Here is a 24,770-nt window from a genome sequence, read left to right on the forward strand (position 1 = left end):
AAGAGTGTGATTTACAGGGAAGGATAGGATTTTGTACGATGAGCAACATTCTATTCGCTACTCATTCAGTTTGTCATGCTGATTTTATTATCTTGGCATCCATTAATAGCAGTAATAAAGCTAGCCTGCGTGTCTGTTCGGAATCATATTAGAGATGAAGGTGTGGAATGTATTGAATAAATAATTAGTATGATTTTGTTGTGACGTATTTGTTTGGCGAATTACTTAGGTTCAAACGTAAGGGTGAACGTAAAGATAAAGTGATTTTGATAATTAAATTTACACAATTAGTTGGGTGTTCTTGTTTTTTATCTGGATGTTATTCTCTTTTTCCTAAAAAATAGCGGGCTGCAATTCTGTTTTTCATACCGCTGGATGAGCTTGGTATTTATTTTTTAATGTTAACCATTTATGTGATTTATCAGTGGCGCTGTACTCACTGTTTTCTATCAGATTAAGTTGTCTATAACCATCAGAAAAATGATGTGTGAATTCTATCCATACAACTTAATACCATTTTATGTACGCCTGGCGTCGTGTCGAAATATATTAAGGAATAGTAATGAAGAAATACAGTGAGTTTATTCTCCTGCCCTCAGTGATCCTTCTTTCCGCCTGCTTCGTGTTGTCTGGGTGTGATGATAAAGAGGTCAAAGCGCCTCTGCCGCAACCCCATGTGGGGGTCGTGACGTTGAAAGCAGAACCTTTGCAAGTGACGACGGAATTACCAGGACGTACAGATGCTTACCGAGTTGCTGAGGTTCGCCCGCAGGTAGGCGGAATTATCCTCAAACGTAACTTCACAGAAGGCAGTGATATTCGCGGTGGCGAATCGCTGTATCAAATCGATCCCGCGTCCTATAAAGCCGCTTACGACAGCGCGCAAGGCGAGCTCGCCAAAGCCGTTGCCGCAGCAAAACTGGCACATTTAACCGTTCAGCGCGATAAACCGCTGGTTGGCGATCGCTATGTTAGCCAACAGGAATTCGACACGGCGGTGGCGAATGCACAGCAAGCCGATGCCGATGTTCAGGCGGCAAAAGCCAATGTTGAAACGGCTCGCATCAATTTAGCCTACACCAAGGTGACTTCTCCTATTGATGGGCGAATTGGGCAGTCTAACGTCACCGAAGGTGCGCTAGTGACCACCGAACAAGCCAACGCGCTGGCAACCGTGCAGCAGCTTGATCCTATTTACGTTGATGTTACTCAATCGAGCAACGACTTCATCCGCCTTAAGCAAGCCGTTATCCAAGGCAGCCTAGAAAAAAGCGCGCTGCAAACGCAGGTCACGCTGGTGATGGAAAATGGTCAGCCTTACCCGCTCAAAGGCCAACTGCAATTCTCAGACGTCAGCGTTGATGAAAGCACCGGTTCGATAACGATTCGCGCGTTGTTCCCAAATCCTCAGCACGATCTGTTACCGGGGATGTTTGTACGTGCTCGCATTGATGAAGGTATGCAAAAAGATGCGCTGTTGGTTCCGCAGCAGGGGGTAACACGTAACCCACGCGGTGAAGCCACGGTGATGCTGGTCAATGCCAAGAGTCAGGTTGAAGTGCGCAGTGTGACCGCCGCGCAGGCAATCGGCGACAAATGGCTGGTGACGGAAGGATTGCACAGCGGTGACCGCGTGATCGTCAGTGGGCTACAGAAAGTACGCCCTGAAATGACGGTAAAAGCGGAAGAGCAGAATCTGCAGGCGAATGCGTCTCAGGGACAGTAATCGCTGCGGCGATAATTCATAAAAGGTAAAACGAGCGTATGTCTAAGTTTTTTATTGAGCGCCCGATCTTTGCTTGGGTACTCGCCATTATCCTGATGTTGGCGGGAGGATTGGCGATTTTAAAACTGCCAATTGCCCAGTATCCAACGATTGCTCCTCCTGCGGTTGCGATAACGGCAACCTATCCGGGAGCGGATGCGCAAACCGTGCAAGATACGGTGACGCAGATTATCGAACAGAACATGAACGGCATCGATAATCTTATGTACATGTCGTCAACCAGTGATTCTGCGGGTGGTGTAACGATTACTTTAACCTTCAATTCGGGGACAGACCCCGATATTGCACAGGTCCAGGTTCAGAATAAGCTCCAACTGGCGACGCCGTTGCTGCCGCAGGAAGTGCAGCAGCAGGGGATTAGCGTTGAAAAATCCAGCAGCAGTTTCTTGTTGGTCGCAGGGTTTATTTCAGACAACAAAAGCCTCACTCAGGATGATATTTCTGACTACGTTGCTTCAAATATCAAAGATCCCATTAGCCGTAGCAGCGGCGTGGGGGATGTGCAGCTGTTTGGTGCGCAGTATGCCATGCGCATTTGGCTGAATGCCGAGCAACTGAATAAGTATCAACTGACCACGGTTGACGTTGTTAACCAGCTAAAAATTCAGAACGACCAAATCGCGGCAGGGCAGTTAGGTGGCACGCCCGCGGTGGGTAATCAGCAGCTTAACGCTTCCATCATTGCGCAGACGCGATTAAAAGACCCGGAAGAGTTTGGCAAGATCTTGCTGAAGGTGAATCAGGATGGCTCGCAGGTACGTCTGAAAGATGTGGCCCGCATTGAGCTTGGCGGTGAGAACTACAACATCGTGGCGAAAATCAACGGACAACCTGCGGCTGGCTTGGGGATTAAGCTCGCAACAGGTGCCAACGCATTGGATACCGCGGCCGCCATTAAAGCCAAGCTGGCAGAGCTACAGCCCTATTTCCCTCAGGGAATGAAGGTTGTCTACCCGTATGACACCACGCCGTTCGTTAAAATTTCGATTCACGAAGTGGTTAAAACCCTGTTTGAAGCCATTATCTTGGTCTTCTTAGTCATGTATCTGTTCTTGCAAAATATTCGCGCCACGCTGATCCCCACTATTGCGGTGCCGGTTGTTCTGTTGGGAACTTTTGCGGTGCTTTCCGCGTTCGGCTATTCGATAAACACCCTAACCATGTTTGGGATGGTGTTGGCGATAGGTCTGCTGGTTGACGACGCCATTGTCGTGGTGGAAAACGTTGAGCGCGTGATGGCGGAGGAGCATCTACCGCCAAAAGAAGCCACGATAAAGTCGATGGATCAAATACAAGGGGCGCTAGTCGGGATTGCGATGGTGCTGTCGGCGGTGTTTATTCCGATGGCATTTTTCGGCGGCTCAACCGGTGCGATTTATCGCCAGTTCTCCATCACCATTGTTTCGGCTATGGCGCTATCTGTGCTGGTGGCGCTTATCTTGACGCCAGCGCTGTGCGCCACGTTGCTCAAACCGGTTTCTGCCGAAGGGCACGGCGAGAAGCAAGGTTTCTTTGGCTGGTTTAACCGCAAATTTGAGCAAAGTACGCACCATTATACGGATAGCGTGGGTGGGATACTGAGAAATACCGGGCGCTACCTCGTCATCTACGTATTGATTGTTGCCGGTATGTGCGTGCTGTTCTTACGCCTGCCTACCTCATTCTTGCCCGAGGAAGATCAGGGCGTGTTTATGACGATGGTGCAGTTGCCGGCCGGAGCGACTCAAGCGCGAACCCAGAAGGTTTTAGATCAGGTGACGAATTATTACCTGACTAAAGAGCATGCCAACGTTGAATCCGTCTTTACGGTTAACGGCTTTAGCTTTAGCGGATCGGGACAAAACTCCGGCTTAGCATTCGTGAGTTTAAAGCCGTGGGACGAACGCTCGGGGAAAGAAAACAATGTGACATCGATCATTGGCCGTGCGATGCAATCTTTCACGCAGATCAAAGATGGTCTGGTCTTCCCGTTCAACTTACCGGCTATTATTGAGCTGGGTACCGCGACTGGTTTTGACTTTGAGCTTATCGATCAGGCAAACCTCGGTCATCAAGAGCTTACTCAGGCGCGTAATCAACTGTTAGGCATGGTCGCTGAGCATTCCGACGTGATGGTGCGCGTGCGTCCTAACGGGCTGGAAGATACGTCTCAGTACAAGTTGGACGTGGATCAGGAGAAAGCGCAGGCGTTGGGAGTATCGCTCTCAGACATTAACCAAACCATTTCAACCGCCTTAGGGGGAACCTACGTTAACGACTTTATCGATCGCGGACGTGTGAAGAAAGTTTATTCTCAGGCCGATGCACGTTTCCGTATGCTGCCAGACGACATCAATAATTGGTATGTACGTGGTAACAGCGGGAAAATGGTGCCTTTCTCCGCGTTCTCGACCGCCAGTTGGATTAAGGGCTCACCGCGTTTAGAGCGTTATAACGGCCTACCGTCGATGGAAATTCTAGGCGAAGCGGCTCCGGGTAAAAGTACCGGCGATGCCATGCAAATGATGGAACAACTTGTGACTAAGTTACCGTCAGGCATTGGCTACGACTGGACGGGCATGTCCTATCAAGAGCGTTTGTCTGGGAATCAGGCGCCTGCCCTGTATGCCATCTCGCTGGTGGTTGTATTCCTGTGCTTGGCGGCGCTGTATGAAAGCTGGTCTATACCATTCTCGGTGATGCTGGTTGTTCCGCTTGGCGTGGTTGGTGCCTTGTTGGCCGCAGCATTACGCGGCATGAACAACGACGTTTATTTCCAAGTCGGGCTATTAACCACCATCGGCCTTTCAGCTAAAAACGCCATCTTAATCGTCGAATTTGCTAAAGATCTGATGGATAAAGAAGGTAAGGGGCTGATTGATGCCACCTTAGAAGCGGTACGAATGCGTTTGCGCCCAATCCTGATGACATCATTGGCGTTTATTCTGGGCGTTTTGCCGCTGGTTATCAGTTCTGGCGCAGGTTCAGGCGCGCAAAACGCCGTGGGTACCGGTGTGATGGGGGGAATGCTGACGGCAACGCTGCTGGCTATTTTCTTTGTCCCGGTATTCTTTGTAGTTGTGCGCCGTCGCTTTAGTAAAAGCGAAAGCTAAAATAATCCAATCTGTTAAATCATAAAATAAAGGCCTGTGATGATGAGTCACAGGTCTTTATATCAACGCTTTCCACTCCGCTTTGCGTGTGTCTTCTGTGTACCGAGATCTATCTAGCAATACTGACAAAAGCCAAGTTATTTAGCCATGGCGGGCCATAATTGCGGTGGGGGTTTTGTTGTTAAAGTCGATCATACTTTATGACCCCACCCTAACCCTCCCCTTAGCAGGGGAGGGAACCGATTTGGTGTTTTAGGTAGGGAAAGCGGTGCAGCATAAGAATCCGATCAGGGGGAGGTTGTGAGGCAACCGATTCGGTGTTGGATGTGGGAACTCAAACCGTCCCTCTTTCAGATAGGGAAAGCGGTGCGGCATAAGAATCTGATCAGGGGGTGGTTGGGAGAGAACCGATTTGGTGTTTGATATGAGAACTCGATCTGTCCCTCTTTCAGGCAGGGAAAGCGGTGCGGCATAAGAATCCGATTAGGGGGGGGGAGGGAACCGATTTGGTGTTTGATGTGAGAACTCGATCTGTCCCTCTTTCAGGTAGGGAAAGCGGTGCGGCATAAGAGTCCGATCAGGGGGGAGGGAACCGATTTGGTGTTTGATGTGAGAACTCGATCTGTCCCTCTTTCAGGCAGGGAAAGCGGTGCGGCATAAGAATCCGATCAGCCCCTCCCCCTGCCAAGGGGGAGGTTGGGAGGGGGTATTACCCCCAACTATCACAAACTATTATAAACCTGCTCCACCTTCGCCATATAACGCGGAGCCTGCGCGGCAGGGTGATATTGACGAACGTGCCAGTGGAAGGCTTCTGGTGAAAGCTGATTGATCATCTGAATCGCGGTTTTGCGATTGCTTGAAAAAGTACGTAGCAGCGCGCCCGCGCCGTTAGCGTAAGCGACCTCAGTCGCATAGCGACGAGTCACAGGATCGTCAATCCAGTTCAGCTGTTGATGCTGGATTGCGCTGATGTAAGCGGCACCTAAATCGATATTGGTTTCGGGATCGAGTAAATCATCGTCGTCAGGGCAGCCACGTTTTCCCTTATAACGGTAGGCGTCGCACCCGCCGGTTGAGGCTTTAAGCTGCATGAGCCCGATGGCATTCGAAGGGCTAACGGCTTCTGGATTGAAGCTCGACTCCACCTGAATAATCGCGGCGATAAGTTTAGGATCGACCTTATAGTCATCGGCAGCATCTTCGATCACATCGTCGTAGGCATGGGTGTCGTACTTTTTATAATGATGTTTGCTTGAACAGCCCGCTAAGAAGAGCAATAGCAGCAATATGCCAAATCGCGAAGGGTGTTTGAGTATTGAAATCATTGGTGAGTACGCCAGCCTATATCCATTAAAATGGAATAGGACTCATTAGTTAGACGACCATGTCGAAGGGAATGCCTGATTTAAATAGACGGATCCCTGCGCCCGAAACAGACGCAGGGATCATATAGTCATCCAGCAAGTTGGTCACCTGCTGTTTTGCGCATTTTAAGTAAAAAAATAAGATCCTATCAGCGAAGGTAAAATACCTCTTTAAGCTCATCGCTTATTGGGCTGTTATCCGCATTGCTTGGCATCACATCGCTCATATGTTTCCACCAGCGCTGGCAGGTTTCGGTCTGCGCAATCGCATTCCAACGCGCTTCGGATTCAATTTCAACGAAGCCAAATAGCAGATGGCGTTTCTCATCCAAAAAGATCGAATAATTGTGCGCGCCATGCGCTTTTAATTCGGCTTCCAGCTCTGGCCAAATCGGCGAGTGGCGGCGCAGATACTCTGCGTGGGCATCTGGATTAACCTGCATGACAAAGGCTTTACGGATCATACTTTCTCCTTACATTGCCTCTAGATAGAGCGCTCGAACCTGTTCACGATCTGCGCTACGCGGGTTACACGGCGCACAGGGATCGGCCAGCGCTTTATCTAACCAGCCGTCGATATCGCTTTCTTTGATACCCAGCGCGTGGAATCCAGATGGAATACCAACGCGTGCCGAGAGCTCTCGAATGGCCGCGATAGCGCTATGGCTGGCCTGTTCTTCATTCATTCCCTGAGTATTAACTCCCATTGCCTGCGCTATTCGAGCGAAGCGGGAAACCGCATTAGGGCGATTAAAGGCTTCAACCACCGGCAATAAAATGGCGTTACATACGCCGTGTGGCAGATTATGAGTCGCCCCCGGTTGATGAGCTAATGCATGAACTAATCCCAGTCCGGCGCTGTTAAAAGCCATTCCTGCCAGATATTGCCCATAGGCCATCATTTCTCGTGCCTGAAGGTTCTGCCCATTGTCCACCGCCTGCGGTAACCATTCGGCGATCATGCGAATAGATTCCAGCGCGGAGTGATCGGTCAGTGGATGAGCACCCACTGAAACATAGGCTTCAATCGCGTGGGTCAGCGCGTCCATGCCGGTTGCGGCAGTTACCGAGGCGGGAATATTCAGCATTACCGCCGGATCGTCGACGGCAATATCAGGAATAATATTGCTGTCGATAATCACCTCTTTCACCTGACGTCGGCTATCAATGATCACCGCGTTGCTGGTGAGCTCAGCGGCAGTTCCCGCCGTGGTATTAATGGCGACCAGCGGCACACCGGCGTTTTTCACTTTGCCCACGCCCGAATAGGCAGTGGAAGGGCCGGGATTGGCCGTCAGAATTTTAATGGCTTTAGTGGTATCAATTGGGCTACCGCCGCCGAAGGCGATCAGGTAATCACACTGGTTTTGCTGATAGGCTTGAAAACCTGTCTGAACTAATTCTTCGGTTGGATTCGGAAACACATCTTTAAACAGTGCGTATGGCAGGTTTTGCTGCTGCATCGCACTAAACAGGCTGTCTAACAACCCCATTTCCACTAATTGACCATCGGTAACAATCAGCGCTTTGCCCCACCTTTTATCGCCAAGCAGTTTCACCATATCGACGATAGCGCCGTTGCCGTGCAGGCTGATTTTCGGTAATGCCAGCATGAAACTCATGATATTGCTCCTGAAAATGAAAAACCGTTGTAATGCGCTTCCTAAGGAGAAGCGCATGCGATCGGTCTTTCTCAGCAATTAATCTTCAAGTGCCGCAGCCATCGGTGTAACACCAAAGCGTGCGGCGAGCGCAATCAGCTCCTGCGTGGAGATCGTCTGTTTTTTCCCGCCCATCGACAGCACTTTCACCATAATCTCCGCTGATTTTTCTGCGGTATCGATCAGGCCGAAAGCATCGTCTAGCGTTGGGCCGCTGCCGAAAATTCCGTGGAAAGGCCACAGCACTAAACCGTGCTGGCGCATTTGTTCTGCGGTTTGCGTGCCGATGCCGTCGGTGCCCGGCACCATCCAAGGTACGATGCCAATGCCGTCAGGGAATACCACTAAACACTCGGTGCTGCCTTCCCATAACAGGCGGGTAAATTTGGCATTGTCCAAGTCATGCACGTAGCTAAGCGCAATCAAATTGGTGGCGTGGCAATGCATGATGACGCGGTTATCGCCGTTGGTAACCTGCATACGCACGATATGCGATTGGAAATGGGCGGCCAGTTCAGACGTTGGCAGACCGCCTTTGGTTAATCCCCAATGGATGTGGTAAGCCATGCCATCGGCGCTAACCTGTAGCAGCACCAGATTTTCCTGCGGTGCAATTTGCACATTACGGAAAAATTTGCCTGAGCCGGTCACTAAGAACCAGCTATTAGCGAGTTCGGTGGCGGGCTGCGTTAGCTCAACGCAGCGCGGCTGTGAGTTAAAATCAGCGCGAAACGGCGCCACTTCTTCCTCTAATAAACGCAGGCTAACGTTGCCTCCGTTGCGTTCATCCCAGCCTTTGAGCCACATGTCGCTGGTGGCTTTAATCATGCCCTGAACGAACCAGGAATCGATGATAGATTGCATGTTTTTTATTCCTTCTATTTATTGCTTAACGCTGAGATAAAATTTGTTCTTCATATTCGCGAATGGCTTTTAGCCAACTCGCATCAAAGGGAACGTCGTTACGCTGGCAGTACATTTCCCATACCGCCTGCCAAGGCAGCGATTTTTGTTCTTCTAGCAGAGCCAGACGTGCCGTGTAGTCACCGCTTTCTTCCAAATTACGCAGATGGTTAGTCGGTTCTAGCAATGCGCGCAGCAGGGCTTTTTTCATATTGCGCGTGCCAATCACCCACGCCGCGATGCGGTTGATGGAGGCGTCGAAGAAGTCCAAGCCGATATGCACGCGGTTAAACAGGTTGTGGCGGACGATTTCGCTGGCGATTGCCTGAGTTTCATCGTCGAGCAAGACCACGTGGTCACTGTCCCAGCGTACTGGGCGGCTAACGTGCAGCAGCAAACGAGGCACATAAAGCATGGCGCTGGAAATTTTGTCGGAGATCACTTCGGTTGGATGGAAGTGACCGGCATCCAGACACAGAGCGGTCTGGCGGCTGGCTGCGTAGCCGAGGTAAAACTCGTTCGAGCCCACGGTATAGCTCTCAGCGCCGATGCTGAAAAGTTTGCTTTCAACCGCGTCGATGTGGTGTGCAGGGTTAAGCTTTTCAGCGATCACCTCATCCAGCGCTGAAGCCAAGCGTTGACGAGGAGCCAAGCGGTCAATCGGCGTATCTTTCATGCCGTCTGGGATCCAGATATTCATGACGGACGGCGTACCCAGCTGTTCGCCAAAATAGGCTGAAATTCGGCGGCTGGCTTGGCAGTGCTCAATCCAGAACTGGCGTGTTTCAGGGTTGGCGGATGAGAGGGTAAAACCATCGGCGCTCAACGGATGAGAGAAACACGAAGGGTTAAAATCTAAGCCTAAATGGTGTTTCTTAGCCCACTCAACCCAGTTAGCAAAATGGCGCGGTTCGATTTTATTACGTGCGACCGGCGTATCAGATTCTAAATAAATCGCGTGTAGATTCAGTCGCTTTGGCCCAGGGATCAGCGTTAATGCCATTTCTAAATCGGCACGTAATTCTGCGGCGTTGCGCGCTTTGCCCGGATAGTTGCCGGTGGCTTGAATACCGCCGGTCAGTGAACCTTCAGGATTTTCAAAACCGGCAACGTCATCGCCCTGCCAGCAGTGCATCGAAACCGGCAGTCTCTCCATGGTTTTCAGTGCATTTTCGACGTCTACGCCCACGGCGTTAAAACGTTGTTTAGCCAGTTCCCAAGCCTGATCGATTGAAGTGGTCATACACATGTTCCTTTGAATTGGGCAGATGTTTGCGCACCGTTGTTGCTGAGCGATGCGGATAAAGAGTGGTGAGATGGGTTAGGTAAAAAATGTTCCAGCGGGAAGTTATGTGCCACTACGCTGCGGAAACCATGCACACTGGCGATATCGCCCAGCGCGATTAACTGGCAGCCAATATTGCCTAACGTTGAGGCTTCCACCGGTCCTGCGCTGACTTCGATGTTGCAAAGATCGGCGCACAGCTGATTGAGAAAACGGTTTTGGCTGCCACCGCCGACGATATGCAAATGGCTGATCGGCTTACCGCGCAGCTCGGAGAGTTCTTCGGCTACCTGCTGATAGAGCTTCGCCAAGCTGTCAAAAATACAGCGCGCCAGTTCTGCCGGTGTTTCGGGTACCGGAACGCCACGCTCGCGGCAGTCGTTTTGAATTTCCAAACACATATTGGGCGGATTGATGAAGCGCTCGTCGTTCGGGTTAATCAGAAAATGGTGTGCGGGTTGTTGAGCAGCCTCTGCAATCAGATCGGGAAGATACTGCACACCCAGTTCTTGGGTTGCGCGTTGCAGCAGCCATAAGCCCATAATATTTTTCAGCACCCGATAGCGGCCTTCTGCACCCCCTTCATTGGTGATATTGGCCTGCAACGCATGGCTATCGGTGAACGGTGTGCGGCTTTCAATGCCCATTAATGACCATGTTCCTGAGCTGAGATAGGCTGAGTCGCTATCTTGCATCGGGGCGGCAATCACCGCGCTGGCGGTGTCATGGGTGGCCACGGCAACCACAGGAACCTGTTGTCCTCTCGGGCTTTGCCAGCAGCCGATACGCTGACCCGGCTGGGTCGGTTTGCCAAACCAGCGAGCCGGAACACCGGCATAGTTCAGTAAATCGGTATCCCAATCGCCGCTATGGATATTCAACAGCTGTGTCGTACTGGCGTTGGTGTATTCCCAGTTCATTTGCCCGGTTAAGCGGTAATGAAGGTAATCGGGAATAAGAAGCAGATGCTCAACCCGATCCAGCAACTCAGGTTGCTGTTCGCTGAGCGCACGCAGCTGATAAAGGGTATTGAAGGGCAAAAACTGAATGCCGGTACGCTGATAGATAAACGGCTTACCTAAGTGCTCTTGTGCCTGTGTCATCAGGCCGTGGGTGCGATCGTCTCGATAAGCGACGGGATGGCCGACTCGCTCGCCGTTGGCATCCAACAACACAAAATCCACGCCCCAGGTATCGATGCCAATGCTGTCCAGCGGGATATTTTCAGCATCAATTTGCTCAAGCCCAGTACGAATTTCCTGCTCAAGGGTATCAAGATCCCAAGTATCAAAACCGTCACGGGGTACCAGCCGATTGGTAAAGCGGCGGATCTCTTTTAGCGTAAGGTGTTGAGTGCCGACGTGGTAACTCGCTAGCATCACTCGTCCGCTGGAGGCACCAAGATCGATTGCGGCAATATGGCGTGTCGTCATGTTGAACCGTCCGTCGTTGAACATTCTTATTTATCAATGACGGCCAGTGTAGAAACTTGCTCGGCAGGGCACCTTCTCATGAATGCCAGCGAAATTATGGCGATGGCAATACAGCAAAGGTGAAAGTGAAGTAGGTCACAGTTCTTAGATGCGCTGGCCTGTGATGTTCGCCGCATTTCTTAATATTGGTCGCGCATTCTTAAATAAACGAACGCTAAAAGCCGTTTTGACGTCAAAAGTTTAAGGTTCATTTTTCGGCCTTCTTCTACTATCGAGCCATAGCAAACCGCTGGAGAAATCACCCGCGTTGATACCCCGATAAGATAAGGAGTCTGACGATGACGGTTTTGCACAGTATTGATTTTTTCTCTTCTGGCTATGCACCTGTTGCCATTGAGCCTCGCGCTCCGCAGCCGGAGTTTCCTGAGCATCATCATGATTTCTATGAAATTGTGATTGTGGAGCAGGGCGCCGGTGTGCACGTTTTTAACGGCAATCCCTATACGCTCAACAGCGGCTGCGTATGCTTCGTTCGCGATCACGATCGTCATTTGTTTGAGCATACCGACGGTCTTTTTCTTACCAATGTGCTCTTTCGTGCGCCGGATGCGTTTAAGTTTTTATCGGGCGTTGAGCAATTTTTACCGCAAGAATCTGAAGGGGTTTATCCCTCGCATTGGCGTATCAGCCAGCAGGTGTTAGCGCAGGTAAAAATGCTGATGGCGAAACTCGAACAAACACCGGCCAGCGAGCGAGCGGAAGATATCGCGTTGCATGAAAGCGTCTTTATGCAGCTGATTGTGCAGCTTTGGCAGGGGTGTTCTGCTCAGGTGGGCGACGATCAGGAAGGGCGTTTGCGTCAGCTATTGGACTGGTTGCAGCATCACTACGCTGAATCTGTGGAGTGGACAGAATTAGCTGACCGTTTCTCGTTGCCGCTTCGCACCTTACACCGCCAGCTTAAGAACCATACCGGTATGACACCACAGCGTTATCTGACTCGCCTACGTCTTTTACAAGCCCGGCACCAGCTTTGTCACAGTGATAGCAGCGTGACGGATATTGCCTATCAGTGCGGTTTTGGCGACAGCAATCATTTTTCAACGCTTTTTAAACGCGAGTTTGACCAATCTCCTCGAGCCTTGCGTTATCAGGGGTAGTGGCCCCATCACGTTAAGCCAAGTGACATTTTGTTACTTAACGGCGGAATGCAATGTGCGGAATCGAGAAAGCCGTCAACGTAAAATCATGATGATTCTGTAATACTTTCTGGCTAAATAAGCGTGGGAGGCTGGGAATGCGAAAGCCGTTAGTGCTGGAGAGTCGGGATTATTTTCCTTCAGAACAGATGCCGGTCGCGGTGGCGGATCGCTATCCGCAGCAGGTTTTTGCCGAACATTCCCACCAGTTTTGCGAGATCGTGATTGTTTGGCGCGGCAACGGTTTGCACGTTCTCAACGATCGCCCGTATCGGATAACCTGCGGCGATATTTTCTATATCAACGCCGAGGATTGCCACAGCTACGAATCGGTTAACGATCTGGTTCTCGACAATATCATCTATTGTCCCGAGCGCTTACGCTTAAACGCCCAATGGAATCTATTACTGCCGCCGTTTGATGAATCTACGCGACAAAATCATTGGCGTTTAAGCACCGGCGGTTTAGCGCAGGCGAGGCCGATTATTGCTCAGCTGGCGCAAGAGAGTCGCAAAACCGACGCACTTTCTATTCAGTTAACCGAAGCGCTGTTGTTGCAGTTAGCCATTGTGCTAAAACGTTATCGTTACACGGCGGAGAGTGTCTATTTACTACCGGCTGGCGAACAGCTTGATTTGCTGATGGCGTCGCTGCAAGGCGGGCTCGACAGCCATTTCGATTTAGCCGCTTTCTGCGCAGAGCATCAGCTGGTTGAGCGCTCGCTGAAGCAGCTATTTCGCCAGCAAACAGGGATGTCGATCAGCCATTATCTGCGTCAGCTGCGTCTCTGTCAGGCTAAGCGATTGTTGAGGCGCAGCGAGTATCGCATCAGTGAAATTGCGACGCGCTGTGGCTTTGAAGACAGCAACTATTTTTCCGTGGTGTTTACCCGTGATGCAGGGCTAACACCGCGAGAGTATCGCCAACGCTTTGTGACTGAACCAGAGCGAGCGATATAGACCCTCCATACTTGAAGCCACGCCATTTATTTGGCGGATAAGCTCGAGTATGACATTGCATTTTTTGCGGCGATTTTCGTCATCATCAATAGCGGTGGCCGTGATTGTGCACCGTTAACCAGATAGGGCAGTTTGATGAAACAAATTAAATTAGGTGGTTCTACCCTGCATGTTCCCGCCATCGTGGTGGGCTGCATGCGTATGGATGAGTTGAAAGCCGCAGAGGCAGAAACTTTTGTGCAAACCGCGTTGGATTTAGGTGCGAACTTCTTCGACCACGCAGATATCTATGGCGGCGGCGAATGCGAGCGTATTTTTGCTCGCGCAGCCAAGCTCAATGATGACCGCCGTGAGAAGGTCTTCCTACAGTCTAAATGTGGGATCCGTAAAGGCCTGTTCGATTTCTCTAAAGAGCACATTTTAAAATCAGTCGACGGCATCTTAGAACGTTTAGATACCGACTATCTCGATATGCTGCTGGTGCATCGCCCTGATGCGCTGATGGAGCCGGAAGAAGTGGCCGAGGCGTTTGATCACCTACTCAATACCGGCAAAGTGCGCCGTTTTGGTGTTTCAAACCAAAGCCCAATGCAGATGGCCTTACTGCAAAAGTTTATGAGCCAAAAGATCTTGGCGAACCAGCTTCAATTAAGCATCACCAATAGCGGCATGATCCGCAGCGGCATTAACGTCAATATGGAAAATGCGTCGAGTGTCGATCACGACGGTGAAGTATTGAATTATTGCCGTTTGAATGACGTGACGATTCAGGCATGGTCCCCGTTCCAATACGGCATGTTTGAAGGCGTATTCCTCGGCAATCCTAAGTTCCCAGAACTGAATCAGAAAATTGATGAGATTGCAGCGCGTTATGGCGTATCAAACACTACTATTACCACGGCGTGGATTTTACGCCATCCGGCCAATATGCAGATGATTTCAGGCACGATGAGCACTTCGCGCCTCAAGCAAATTTGTCAGGCCTGCGATATCACGTTAACCCGTGAAGAATGGTATGAAATTTATCGCGCAGCCGGTAACGAGCTGCCGTAAGCGCCAACGCAGTGATGTGTTCTAGAGCAGCCAGTCATCTGGCTGTTCTCTAGAGACAAGAAACCTCCTCCTATTTTTATCACCACTCTTTATTTCTGCTTCTGATCTCTACTTTTTATCGCCACTTCTTTTAATGTTTCTCATTCTCTATTAATTATTAATGTACCTATGTGATGTTGATGCTAATTAGCTTTATAGGAAAAGCTATATACAAGTATTTTCCGATTTTAAAAAATTGCGCGACTAGGATGATTCCAAATACTTCGCGAGATTAAAATAGTGTATATAGCATTGTTGCGAGTTTTAAATACGTACTTAAACCTCTTTTGCTGTAAGGCTTTTAACGATTAATGGGATTTGATAGCATTTTGTTCGTCCGATGGAGCAGGATAATAATTATGATAAACACATGGCGTCTTTAATTATTTAAACGGATTTATACCCATAACACAGAGAGCTTCTATTGTCGCTTGGATTGCGTCCTGTGGCTTAAATGCTCTTTATATTTTTTTAGGATAGTTATATTACGCAGGAAATTTTTATGAAATTGAATAAAGTTGCTTTAGCCGTAGCATTTACCGCTGCTGTAAGTTCTATGTCTGTTCTGGCTGATACTACCAATGGCCAAATCCAATTCCAAGGTGAATTGGTGAATACTGCCTGCGGTTTATCACCTAATTCTAGCCCTGTATCTGTCGATTTTGGTCAGATCCCTGTTTCAGCGCTGGCTAACGGTGCTCATGCAGGTAACGTGCAGAAAAACATCGAATTGCAGGATTGCGATACTACCGTTGCGGCCAGCGCCGTTGTTTCTTACACCCCAACTAGTGTAAGCCCAGCTGATGCAACTCTGGCAGCGTTCACTTCAGGTACCGCGTCTAATGCGGGTATCGGTCTGAAAGACAGCGCCAGCCAGGATGTGGTTTGGGGCCAGGGCACTACGGCTGTACAGCTGGTTAACGGTGCTAACACCATTCCATTCGTTGCCTATGTTAAAGCAGACAGCGCGGATCAGACTGCAAACCCTGTAACAGCAGGTTCTTTCCAGTCAACCATCAACTTCCAGATCGCTTACCAGTAATCGTCTAGAAGTGGTGCATACGGGGGGAGTTTATCCCCCGTATTCTATCTGCGAAATATTCAGTAGGGATAGCGAGCATGATGTCAGGAATTAAGAAAAAATTATCAGTGATGTTTTTTTTATATGCGCTGTTTTTTTCCGCTGACACGCTGGCATCCAGTATTACACCAGGGAAAGTGGAAATGTCTGGTGAGCTTATTGAAACGGCCTGTGGCATTGATCCGCGTTCGCGTGAGATCTGGGTTGATTTTGGCGATGTATCTGCTCGTGACATTAATATGGATAGTGAAAGTCACCTAACTAAAGATTTTAATATTCATCTTACCGGGTGCAGAGTTATTAAAAATAAAACGGCTAATGATGACAGTTTTCCTTATGCCACTATCACATTCGTTGGGAATTCCGCCCCTCATGATTCTTCGGCTCTATTAGTTACCGGAGAAGGGGAAGGATTTGGTATTCATTTACGTAATCAGCATGGAAATATGCTGACAATAGGACAACCCTCTCCCGGATATGATTTAAGTAACGGGAGTAATATTCTGAGATTTACCGCCTCGCTGGTTCCGGTTAATAAACATATTAAAGCCGGTGAGTTTTATGCTATTGCTCGTTTTTTTATTGACTATAACTAAAAAATTAACCAATGCCATTTGGGGTATTCGGCGTATTCCGTCGATTAATTCGGGATAAATTGTCATGTCGGTAACACTAAAAACAAAATTAAAAATAGTGGCCTTAAAGGTGATTATTTTCTGCTATGCCAATACGGTATATGCAGACGATCTCGTTGAGTTTAATACCGACGTATTGGATGCGTCCGATCGCACCCATGTTGATTTATCCCGTTTTGCTTCAGACAACTATGTTGCCGCAGGTAATTACCTGTTGGATATCAAAATTAACAGTCAGCCGATAGGCCAAGACAAGGTGCATTACGCGCTGTTACCCGATGGTAAAAGTACGCAAGCCTGCATCAGTCAGGCCGTGCTGGATAAGCTGGCATTGAAGGAAGAAGCCAGACTCAAAGTTGAGCAGGTTGCGGAAAACTGTTTTGTCTTGCAGAGCCTGCCAGGGGCTAAGCTCAGCAACTATGCGGGAACGCTGGATATTACGGTGCCGCAGGCGTGGATGAAATATAACGATCCCAATTGGACGCCACCGGAGCGCTGGGATAACGGCATTGCTGGCGTCATTTTTGACTACAGTCTGACGGGGCAACTCACCCATCAACTCGATCACAGTGAAGATTACAACTCTTTGTCAGGCTACGGTCAGGCTGGGTTTAATTTGGCTGGCTGGCGTTTTCGCAGTGAGTATCAGACCAGCTACTACAACTCAACTCACCAATTTGATTTTGATTGGAACCAGATTTATGCCTACCGTCCGCTGCCCATGATGGCGGCCAAACTGACGCTGGGCGAAATCTACCTTAACTCGCAGGTCTTCGATACGCTGCGTTTCACCGGCGTCAATCTGTCCAGCGACGAGCGCATGTTACCGCCAAGCCTACAGGGCTATGCGCCAGAAGTGCACGGCGTGGCGCGTACCAGCGCTAAAGTGACGGTAAGCCAGAGCGGCAGAATTATCTATCAAACCACCGTGCCAGCCGGTCCATTCAACATTCAGGATCTGAGCAGCTCGGTGCGTGGAACGCTGGACGTTAAGGTTGAAGAGCAGGATGGTTCGGTGTCTACCTTTCAGGTGAATACCGCCAATATCCCTTACCTCACGCGTCCAGGCTACGTGCGTTACAACATTGCCGCGGGGCAGCCTTCTCGCTATACCCACCAAACTCAGGGGCCGGGCTTTGCCTCGGGGATTTCTCGTGGGGGATTTCCAACGCATGGTCGCTGTACGGTGGCTTGCAAACGGCGGGTGAAGAGTACAACGCCATGTCGATGGGGATTGGGCGCGATCTCAGCATGTTTGGGGCTATTTCCGTGGATGCCACCGAATCATGGAGCCAAAACCGTGACGGGGAGCGCCTGAAAGGAACGTCGTACAAACTCAGCTACGCCAAAACCTTCGACGAATACAACAGCTCCATCACGTTTGCGGGCTATCGATTCTCGCAGCAAGACTTCCGCTCGATGGCGCAATACATGGATGAACGCTATCAGGATTACGACCATGTCGGCCGTGAGAAAGAGCTATACACCATCACCGGTAACAAAACGTTCTGGGCTGATGAGCCGAGCAAAACGCTGACCACGTTCCTGACCTATACCCACCAAAACTATTGGGATCGAAATAGCCAAGATCGCTATGGCGTATCACTGGGACGAACTTTCCGCGTCGGCGAAATTAACGGTATTACGGCCAATCTCTCTGCGTATCGCACCGACTATAAAGATCGGCGTGATGACTCGATTGCGATTTCAATCTCTGTGCCGGTTGGCGATAGCCGCTGGGCCGGTTTGGATATGCAAACCAATAACGGCAAAACCAGCCCGATGATGTCGTACACCGACAATAGCGACAACAACAACCTATGGCGAGTGCGTGCAGGGGCAAGCCAGAGCGGCAACGCCAATATGGATGGCTACTATCAGCACCGTTCGCAGATGGCAGAAATCAACAGCAACCTCAGCTATCAGCAAAGCCATTATGTGGCGCTGAGCAGCACGCTGCGCGGTGGTTTCACGGCGACACGACACGGCGCCGCGCTGCATAACAGCGGAGCCACGCTCAACACGGCTCGCATGATGGTCGATACCAACGGTATTGCAGGCGTTCCGCTAAACGGAAGCAAATCGCGAACCAACCGATTTGGCATCGCGGTGGTGCCCGACGTTGTCAGCTACAACAGTTTTGATACCCGTGTGGATGTGGATGCGATGGACAGCGATATCGAGCCGTCGAAAGCCATTAGCACCACCACGCTGACCGAAGGCGCTATCGGCTACCAGTCCTTTGGAATGGCAAAAGGGATGAAGATGATGGCAAACATTCGTCGCTCAGATAGCAGCACACCGCCATTCGGCGCTGAAGTCTTTAATGACGACGGTGTCAGCGTAGCGATGGTGCTTGATGACGGTCAAGCGTGGCTTGCCGGTGTTAATCCTGATGAAACGCTCAAGGTGGTTTGGAACGGGAAAACACAGTGCAAAATCACTATTCCGGCAAAGGCGTCGAATTATTCGAATTCTGTTTTGCTGCCTTGCCATTAAGCGATGCGGCTAAAGCGAAGCAACAAATCTATGGCGAAGCAATAAATCCATAACTGTCATAAAAGGCTAAAAATGAGCATGAAGAAAAAAAGCGGATACGGCTGGATAGCGGCGATGGCTCTGACGGTTCTGACCGGCTACGCGCAGGCGGGCGTTTCATTGGATCGTACGCGGATCATTATTACCGAAAAAGAGAGCTCATCAAGCGCCAACCTATCCAACACGAGCCCCGATATTCCTTTTTGGCTCAGTCATGGGTAGAGGACGCGGAAGGTCACAAGATTACCTCGCCGTTAATGGTTTTACCGCCGCTACAGCGAATCAACGGTGGGCAGAAAGGGATTGCACGCGTAACCAAAACCAGTGCGGTGAACACGCTGCCGCAGGATCGCGAAAGCCTGTTTTATCTCAACGTGCGTGAAATCCCGCCTAAGCCGAATAAGCCCAACATGCTGCAGCTCGCTATGCAGTCACGTATCAAGCTTTTCTATCGTCCGGCGGCAATTATCCCCACCAGCAAAAACGAGATCTGGCAAAACCAAGTGGTGTTCCAGAAAAGCGGCAGCACGATGACGGCGCAAAACCCAACGCCGTACTACGTCACCATCATTGGTTTAACGAATAGCGCGGGCAGCAAAATTACGCGCTTCCCAGGAATTATGGTCGCCCCGAAATCGAGCCTTGATTTTGCGGTTACCGATGCGTCGGTGAGCGCGTTCTCCATGATGTATGTCAATGACTATGGCGGCCACCCAGAACTGAAGTTCAACTGTTCCGGCAGCACCTGTAAAGCGTTGCCTAGCGCGCAGCAGTAATAACCATAAGGACCCGACAATGCAAAATCGATTCGCGTTATGCGCATTTCTGGCACTGGGTGTCGTATTTCAGGCTCAGTCTACGGTGCCGCTGTTGCCACAACATCAAGATCGGGATCATGCCGGTGAAGACGGTGGCATTGTTCGGTTCCATGGTTCTGTGTATGCCTCTCCGTGCGTGATGGCGGGGGAGAGCCGAATGCAAGATATCGATATGGGCGAAATGACGGCGCGTAGTTTTCATCGTGCTGGCGATCACAGCCAACCGGTGCTGATCAAAATCTATCTGCGCGATTGCCTAAAAGGGGCATCAATGGCGCGGAGTAGCTTGGCTTCTAAGACGACGGGAAGCGATTGGCGCGCCTATAGCACCGGCGAGCAAGCCGTACAGATGACCTTTATCGGTGAATCCGACGTGGCCGATCCTGCGCTATTACACACAGCCGGTATGGTGCAAGGGGCTGGCATTCGCTTGATGGATATGTCTGGCAATAAGCTGGCGATTAATCAGACCCAGACGCCTTCTTTAGTGAAATACGGCGATAGTGTACTGACCTTTATGGCCGCGTTGGAATCGACGGGAAATACGGTCACCGCCGGTGAATTTCAGGGATTACTGCGCGTGAAAATGGAGTATTTGTAATGAAACTGTCGGGCTTATTTCCACGCCAAGCGTGCGTTACGTGCGCGCTCGCTCTATCGCTACTTCCCGTTGGCGCGCAGGCCTATATTGATGGCGAAATTATCCCGGTCGGTGGCCCGCATCAATACAACATCGATGTGGGAAATCAGGATATTACCTCTAACGTGGCGGGCTCTCTGATTAGCTCGGAGTTTGCATTAGGTGGGCTTTATGCTGGCACAGCCTATTGCAATACGCCGATGACGAATCAGCCGGTATTTTTCACCTCGCGTGCAACGTTGGCTGAATCAGGCAATAACCCCGGCTATCTGCGTTTGAACGACTATATGGATGTCAAAATTGAAATTTACATCCGTGGTAACCGTCTCGAATACCTGCCGGTTCCGTTCAACAATGAAAGCAACCGCGCATATCAGAACACCTGTGCGCCGCCATCGGTGCAGTACACCGATTTTGAGTCTGGGTCGAAGGGGCGTGTCACTTTTATGATCACGAAACCCATTATCAACGGGGTCAATCTGGTCGGGACGCAAATAGCTGAGTTATATGGCCGCATTGGCTCAACGGCCTCCGGTATTGGCTCAGTGCCGATGTCGGTGATTTATATCAACTCAGGCGTTCTTACCGTACCCGATAAATGCGTGGTGAATCAGGGAACGCCTATCGTGGTGGATTTCGGCACCATTCCTGGTACGGGCAGCAAGCTCAATGGCAATAACTACAGCCATAACGTGCCGATTCACGTGAAGTGTGAAGGCGGAAGTTTTACCACCGGCAGCCTGAATATCAAACTGGCTATTCAGCAGGCCAGCCCAGCCAGTTTCAACAGTGATTATCTGGGAACCACCGGCTCGGGCGATCGCTCAAATTTGGGCATCAAGCTGACAGATCAGAGCGGTTCGACCATCACGCCGAATAGATTTTATAACGTCCCCGGTTTTAACAATAACGAGGGAGATTGGAACCTCATCGCCGCGCCGATTGCAAACGCCGGAACCAACATTGAGGAAGGTGATTTTCAGGCTTCCGCAACCGTTGTTGCAGAGTTCCAGTAAGGAGAAATTATGCGTCTGATGGAACTGGCTGTACTAGCAACGCTGACGTTCAGTAGCGCGGTTGAAGCGGCGGGAGAGCTGGTGGGCGGCGCAATGACGTTTAAAGGCGTGGTTGTCGCTTTGCCTTGCAGCATCGCTCCGGGCTCGGAAAAAGTGCCGGTGGATTTTGGTGAGATTTCAACCAAGTCGCTTTATGCCACGGGGAAAACTACACCCATTGCGTTTTCGATTGTTTTAGAAGACTGCAACCCAAGCGTATTTGACTCGGTAACGGTCACCTTTGATGGCGACCGAAATTCGAACATGACCGATCGTTTGGCCATTAAGTCCGTGGCGCCAAGCGGTGCGAGCGGCGTAGGTATTGGCTTAGAAGAAAGCGATGGCTCACCGATTCGACTCAATACGCCAACCAACGCAACGGCGATCACCGATACCGTGATGCAGTTGAACTTCCAAGCCTTCGTGGAGGGTGAACCACAGGCGTTAGCGAATGGAACGTTAACGACCGGTGCTTTCACTGCAACAGCTAACTACACGTTAAATTATCAGTGATTTGCTGAGAAGGTATTTATAAATGAATTACCAGTGCTTTTTCTTTGATAAAAATATCTTTTTCTCTCAAGGCTTGAAGTCCGTTATTCAGGATGCTTGTGATGACTCAATGCGAGTCCAATTTACCAGCTCTAATAATATACATCAGCTTGTTGAGGTGCTTAAACAGCAAAGGAATGAACGAGAACAACGCTGGGTGATTTGTGATTTTGAAAGCTTTCCTCAGGGCCGGTTTAATGTGCTCAATATGATCAAGATGTACTACCGTCATCATAGACAGAAATTAGTCATCTTACTGAGCGAAAATAACATCCCACTGTTCTTTGCGTTGCACTCGTTATTGCCCGGTGCGCATTGGCTATTAAAAAGTGAATCTAAACAGAATGTGAGTCTGTTTTTTAATGAGCTGAAATGTAGCGAGATAGGACAAAATGTTTTTAGTCCCTCATTGGTGAGCTATACCCGAATGAAATGGTTAACCGCCGATGCGGGGTGCTATATATCAAGCGATGAGTGGTGGCTAATGGAAGAGATATTTAAAGGTAAATCACTTTCGCAGATTGCGAACGAAGTCAATATTAACGTTCGAAGGCTAAGTTATTACAAAAGACGTTTAATGAAGCGGCTTAATGTCACTAGCAATGTCGCTTTATTTAATGTTTTTAAATGTATTGTGGCAACGCCTCGTAACGACTGAGTTATCAACGATTTTTAAAGATTACTGGTGCCATGTTCATCGGTAGGTACATGCAATTCATTGCATATTTTTAATAAACTAAGGTAAGGATTAAATATGAAACACATTAATGCAGCGGAAGCCGCACAGATCGTTGGTGGTAACTGCAAAACGTGTAGCAGCTCTTATGAAACCGTGGTAATCGGCGGCGTGGCGTCTTGTAAATTAGTGACAGTTTGTACTGATAAACATGGCTCAACGACCACCATGAAAGATGCCGATATGAACCTGTGCCGCGTGCCAAATCGTTAATCTCTCTGGTTTGCTAAATAAATAGTCACCAATACATGGAGAGTTGCTCTCCATGTATTTATTCGACGATCAATTTTGGGGCATTAAAGTTATGCAGTTTAAACGCACAACGGTTATTAGTTATTCATTACTGCTTGTCATTGTCTCATCGTTGATGACCGTGTTGTTTTACCATGTGTTTGTGTTCAAGTCGTTTTCCAGTGATAGCGATAATCAAACCTCGCCGCAGAAAGAGTTAACTATTGCGCAGGCAGAGAAAAGCCCAATAAAAGAAAATAATAGCATTATTGAAGTGATGTCCTATGGCTGTCATTACTGCGCGGCGAATGAGGATAATGTAAGGGAGTTCGTTAAAAAACTGCCCGAAGGCGTAGTATTTGAATCAATACATATCAATACGGAAAAAAGTGGATTATCTGCCTTTGCCCCTATTTTTGCCACACTGCAAGAAATGGGCGTAGAACCTGCCGTGCGTGATAGTGCGTATAACGCCATTATTGCTCGAGGGATTAATCTGACGGATGCAGCGGAACTAGATAAATGGCTGGTTAAAAATAGCATTGATGTTGCTGAATATAAAAAAGCGCGAGCCAGTGAAGCCGTTAAAAATCGATTAGATGAAATGTCAGCTATTACAGATTTTTACGATATTACGGCAACGCCGATTTTCATTATTAATAAGCGTTTTGTGGTCGCACAAGATAGTTCTTTCCCTGAATTCTCAAAACGTATGCTGAATTTGCTCGAAAAGGATAAGTAATGGCGATGACCCGGTTTCTGCTGGGGTGGATAGTTTTCAGCACCAAAAATATCGGTGGGTATTTGCATCAAGTGACTCATCGCTTATTTTCCGCGCTGAAAACATTCTTTTGCTGGGTGCTGCGTTTTTGCAACGTGCGCCTTGTGTTGGCTATCGCTCGCGGGCTCTGTTTTTTGGGCGTGCTTGGGCGTGAGTTTCGTCATCAGAATCCGGTTGCGACCCAGAACTTCCACTGCTTAACGGGGCAAAAAGGGCGCATCGATGCGTCATGGATTGCGGTTCGGCGCAAAATTTTAGAGGCCAGCGCAACGTGGGCACAAAACCCAAAAGTGCTGCGGCAGCTTGCCGCCTGTACTCAGCAGCTTGATGAGGCCGTGGCGCCGCTTCGCCTGCGAAAAAACGCGGTCATACTGGCGCCGCTGCACAGCATTTCGGATGTGCTCGCAGCGATGGTTGGCGCTGGCGTAACGCCGGGGCGTGCTAGCGTTATCGTTTCTTCCAGCGCTGAACAGTACAACGCCTGCGCGCGCGCCTTAGGGGGCGTTAATCTTTCTTACTGCTCTATTCATCAAGATAGCAAACAGCTGGCTTCCAGCCTGACCTCGTTGCTAAGCGACGTCGCGATGGGGCAGCAGAACCTCATTATTTTCCCTGATATTACGCCGGACTATACCGTGCAAACCGAAGAAGCCGCATCGGGAAAATTACGCTGCCGGTTGTTTGGACGCGTCGCGGGGCTGCATAGCGGCATTGCGCGTTTGGCGCGGGCAGTTTCTGCTCAGGTGGTTTTCTACCATCTCTACTATCAAGACGGGCTGCGTATCCATATTCATGCGCCGGTAAAAGCGCGAGATGTGGCGGAGAAACTGCCAGAGGTGATCGAGCAGGCGCTGCAAGAATATCCACATGATTGGCTGCTTTGGCATAGCCACTCTCTGTATTTTATCAATCAATAACTGATGATG

20 protein-coding genes and 2 pseudogenes are annotated in these 24,770 nt (G+C 49.6%); 16 read left to right on the top strand and 6 right to left on the bottom strand.

The window, feature by feature from the left end:
* Positions 1-562 precede the first annotated feature (562 nt).
* On the top strand, positions 563-1,726 hold the full coding sequence (locus tag DSM2777_RS11410) for an efflux RND transporter periplasmic adaptor subunit (RefSeq protein WP_061554014.1): 1,164 nt from the start codon (positions 563-565) through the stop codon (positions 1,724-1,726).
* A gap of 38 nt (positions 1,727-1,764) precedes the next feature.
* Positions 1,765-4,878: an efflux RND transporter permease subunit gene (locus tag DSM2777_RS11415; protein WP_061554015.1), complete on the top strand. Its 3,114-nt coding sequence runs from the start codon at positions 1,765-1,767 to the stop codon at positions 4,876-4,878.
* Between the two features lie 722 nt (positions 4,879-5,600).
* On the opposite strand, the gene DSM2777_RS11420 is transcribed toward DSM2777_RS11415, so the two are convergent.
* From DSM2777_RS11420 to rhaB, 6 genes are all read right to left on the bottom strand, one after another.
* A complete protein-coding gene (locus DSM2777_RS11420; RefSeq protein WP_061554016.1) occupies positions 5,601-6,206 on the bottom strand; it encodes a transglycosylase SLT domain-containing protein in 606 nt (201 codons plus the stop codon).
* A gap of 188 nt (positions 6,207-6,394) precedes the next feature.
* On the bottom strand, positions 6,395-6,709 hold the full coding sequence (gene rhaM, locus DSM2777_RS11425; protein ID WP_061554017.1) for an L-rhamnose mutarotase: 315 nt from the start codon (positions 6,707-6,709) through the stop codon (positions 6,395-6,397).
* A gap of 9 nt (positions 6,710-6,718) precedes the next feature.
* A complete protein-coding gene (gene fucO, locus DSM2777_RS11430) occupies positions 6,719-7,867 on the bottom strand; it encodes a lactaldehyde reductase (RefSeq protein ID WP_061554018.1) in 1,149 nt (382 codons plus the stop codon).
* 78 nt (positions 7,868-7,945) lie between these two features.
* A complete protein-coding gene (rhaD, locus tag DSM2777_RS11435) occupies positions 7,946-8,770 on the bottom strand; it encodes a rhamnulose-1-phosphate aldolase (protein ID WP_046458596.1) in 825 nt (274 codons plus the stop codon).
* Positions 8,771-8,795: 25 nt separating this feature from the next.
* On the bottom strand, positions 8,796-10,052 hold the full coding sequence (locus DSM2777_RS11440; protein ID WP_061554019.1) for an L-rhamnose isomerase: 1,257 nt from the start codon (positions 10,050-10,052) through the stop codon (positions 8,796-8,798).
* Positions 10,049-11,473, bottom strand: a complete 1,425-nt coding sequence (gene rhaB / locus DSM2777_RS11445; protein WP_237087848.1) for a rhamnulokinase — start codon at positions 11,471-11,473, stop codon at positions 10,049-10,051. Before rhaB ends, DSM2777_RS11440 begins: the two co-directional genes overlap by 4 nt.
* A 392-nt stretch (positions 11,474-11,865) precedes the next feature.
* Here rhaB and rhaS point away from each other — a divergent pair, with 392 nt between their 5' ends.
* From rhaS to DSM2777_RS11515, 14 genes and pseudogenes are all read left to right on the top strand, one after another.
* The gene (rhaS, locus tag DSM2777_RS11450) at positions 11,866-12,687 is read left to right on the top strand and encodes an HTH-type transcriptional activator RhaS (protein ID WP_061554021.1); all 822 of its coding nucleotides are present in this window, start codon (positions 11,866-11,868) and stop codon (positions 12,685-12,687) included.
* A 137-nt stretch (positions 12,688-12,824) separates the two neighbouring features.
* Positions 12,825-13,685 (top strand): HTH-type transcriptional activator RhaR, encoded by an 861-nt coding sequence (gene rhaR, locus DSM2777_RS11455; protein WP_046458593.1) that lies wholly within the window; start codon positions 12,825-12,827, stop codon positions 13,683-13,685.
* 135 nt (positions 13,686-13,820) lie between these two features.
* Positions 13,821-14,738: an aldo/keto reductase gene (locus DSM2777_RS11460; protein WP_046458592.1), complete on the top strand. Its 918-nt coding sequence runs from the start codon at positions 13,821-13,823 to the stop codon at positions 14,736-14,738.
* A 541-nt stretch (positions 14,739-15,279) separates the two neighbouring features.
* Positions 15,280-15,819, top strand: a complete 540-nt coding sequence (locus tag DSM2777_RS11465) for a fimbrial protein (protein WP_046458591.1) — start codon at positions 15,280-15,282, stop codon at positions 15,817-15,819.
* 77 nt (positions 15,820-15,896) lie between these two features.
* Positions 15,897-16,454: a fimbrial protein gene (locus tag DSM2777_RS11470; protein ID WP_064645460.1), complete on the top strand. Its 558-nt coding sequence runs from the start codon at positions 15,897-15,899 to the stop codon at positions 16,452-16,454.
* Positions 16,455-16,518: 64 nt separating this feature from the next.
* Positions 16,519-18,992: pseudogene (locus DSM2777_RS11475) on the top strand (fimbria/pilus outer membrane usher protein).
* A 114-nt stretch (positions 18,993-19,106) separates the two neighbouring features.
* Positions 19,107-19,807: pseudogene (locus DSM2777_RS11480) on the top strand (fimbrial biogenesis chaperone).
* Between the two features lie 19 nt (positions 19,808-19,826).
* Positions 19,827-20,450, top strand: a complete 624-nt coding sequence (locus DSM2777_RS11485) for a fimbrial protein (RefSeq protein ID WP_052958382.1) — start codon at positions 19,827-19,829, stop codon at positions 20,448-20,450.
* Positions 20,450-21,505, top strand: coding sequence for a fimbrial protein (locus DSM2777_RS11490; protein ID WP_061554022.1), 1,056 nt, complete (start codon positions 20,450-20,452; stop codon positions 21,503-21,505). Before DSM2777_RS11485 ends, DSM2777_RS11490 begins: the two co-directional genes overlap by 1 nt.
* Before the next feature lie 9 nt (positions 21,506-21,514).
* Complete coding sequence (locus DSM2777_RS11495; RefSeq protein ID WP_061554023.1) at positions 21,515-22,057, top strand: fimbrial protein; 543 nt, start codon at positions 21,515-21,517, stop codon at positions 22,055-22,057.
* A 22-nt stretch (positions 22,058-22,079) separates the two neighbouring features.
* On the top strand, positions 22,080-22,754 hold the full coding sequence (locus tag DSM2777_RS11500; protein ID WP_061554024.1) for a LuxR C-terminal-related transcriptional regulator: 675 nt from the start codon (positions 22,080-22,082) through the stop codon (positions 22,752-22,754).
* A gap of 96 nt (positions 22,755-22,850) precedes the next feature.
* The gene (locus DSM2777_RS11505; protein ID WP_025800623.1) at positions 22,851-23,045 is read left to right on the top strand and encodes a DUF4762 domain-containing protein; all 195 of its coding nucleotides are present in this window, start codon (positions 22,851-22,853) and stop codon (positions 23,043-23,045) included.
* A gap of 91 nt (positions 23,046-23,136) precedes the next feature.
* Positions 23,137-23,805: a DsbA family protein gene (locus tag DSM2777_RS11510; protein WP_061555387.1), complete on the top strand. Its 669-nt coding sequence runs from the start codon at positions 23,137-23,139 to the stop codon at positions 23,803-23,805.
* Between the two features lie 5 nt (positions 23,806-23,810).
* A complete protein-coding gene (locus DSM2777_RS11515) occupies positions 23,811-24,761 on the top strand; it encodes a lysophospholipid acyltransferase family protein (RefSeq protein ID WP_061555388.1) in 951 nt (316 codons plus the stop codon).
* The last annotated feature ends 9 nt before the right edge of the window (positions 24,762-24,770 follow it).

The organism is Obesumbacterium proteus, from assembly GCF_001586165.1.
GTDB lineage: Bacteria > Pseudomonadota > Gammaproteobacteria > Enterobacterales > Enterobacteriaceae > Hafnia > Hafnia protea.

Excerpts from the sequence above, each read along its gene's own strand:
- rhaD (WP_046458596.1), bottom strand. The coding sequence starts at position 8,770 with ATGCAATCTATCATCGATTCCTGGTTCGTTCAGGGCATGATTAAAGCC.
- DSM2777_RS11470 (WP_064645460.1), top strand. The coding sequence starts at position 15,897 with ATGATGTCAGGAATTAAGAAAAAATTATCAGTGATGTTTTTTTTATAT.
- fucO (WP_061554018.1), bottom strand. The coding sequence starts at position 7,867 with ATGAGTTTCATGCTGGCATTACCGAAAATCAGCCTGCACGGCAACGGC.
- DSM2777_RS11500 (WP_061554024.1), top strand. The coding sequence starts at position 22,080 with ATGAATTACCAGTGCTTTTTCTTTGATAAAAATATCTTTTTCTCTCAA.
- DSM2777_RS11495 (WP_061554023.1), top strand. The coding sequence starts at position 21,515 with ATGCGTCTGATGGAACTGGCTGTACTAGCAACGCTGACGTTCAGTAGC.
- DSM2777_RS11485 (WP_052958382.1), top strand. The coding sequence starts at position 19,827 with ATGCAAAATCGATTCGCGTTATGCGCATTTCTGGCACTGGGTGTCGTA.
- rhaS (WP_061554021.1), top strand. The coding sequence starts at position 11,866 with ATGACGGTTTTGCACAGTATTGATTTTTTCTCTTCTGGCTATGCACCT.
- DSM2777_RS11410 (WP_061554014.1), top strand. The coding sequence starts at position 563 with ATGAAGAAATACAGTGAGTTTATTCTCCTGCCCTCAGTGATCCTTCTT.
- DSM2777_RS11420 (WP_061554016.1), bottom strand. The coding sequence starts at position 6,206 with ATGATTTCAATACTCAAACACCCTTCGCGATTTGGCATATTGCTGCTA.
- rhaR (WP_046458593.1), top strand. The coding sequence starts at position 12,825 with ATGCGAAAGCCGTTAGTGCTGGAGAGTCGGGATTATTTTCCTTCAGAA.
- DSM2777_RS11465 (WP_046458591.1), top strand. The coding sequence starts at position 15,280 with ATGAAATTGAATAAAGTTGCTTTAGCCGTAGCATTTACCGCTGCTGTA.
- rhaM (WP_061554017.1), bottom strand. The coding sequence starts at position 6,709 with ATGATCCGTAAAGCCTTTGTCATGCAGGTTAATCCAGATGCCCACGCA.
- DSM2777_RS11415 (WP_061554015.1), top strand. The coding sequence starts at position 1,765 with ATGTCTAAGTTTTTTATTGAGCGCCCGATCTTTGCTTGGGTACTCGCC.
- DSM2777_RS11490 (WP_061554022.1), top strand. The coding sequence starts at position 20,450 with ATGAAACTGTCGGGCTTATTTCCACGCCAAGCGTGCGTTACGTGCGCG.
- rhaB (WP_237087848.1), bottom strand. The coding sequence starts at position 11,473 with ATGCTAGCGAGTTACCACGTCGGCACTCAACACCTTACGCTAAAAGAG.
- DSM2777_RS11515 (WP_061555388.1), top strand. The coding sequence starts at position 23,811 with ATGACCCGGTTTCTGCTGGGGTGGATAGTTTTCAGCACCAAAAATATC.
- DSM2777_RS11505 (WP_025800623.1), top strand. The coding sequence starts at position 22,851 with ATGAAACACATTAATGCAGCGGAAGCCGCACAGATCGTTGGTGGTAAC.
- DSM2777_RS11440 (WP_061554019.1), bottom strand. The coding sequence starts at position 10,052 with ATGACCACTTCAATCGATCAGGCTTGGGAACTGGCTAAACAACGTTTT.
- DSM2777_RS11510 (WP_061555387.1), top strand. The coding sequence starts at position 23,137 with ATGCAGTTTAAACGCACAACGGTTATTAGTTATTCATTACTGCTTGTC.
- DSM2777_RS11460 (WP_046458592.1), top strand. The coding sequence starts at position 13,821 with ATGAAACAAATTAAATTAGGTGGTTCTACCCTGCATGTTCCCGCCATC.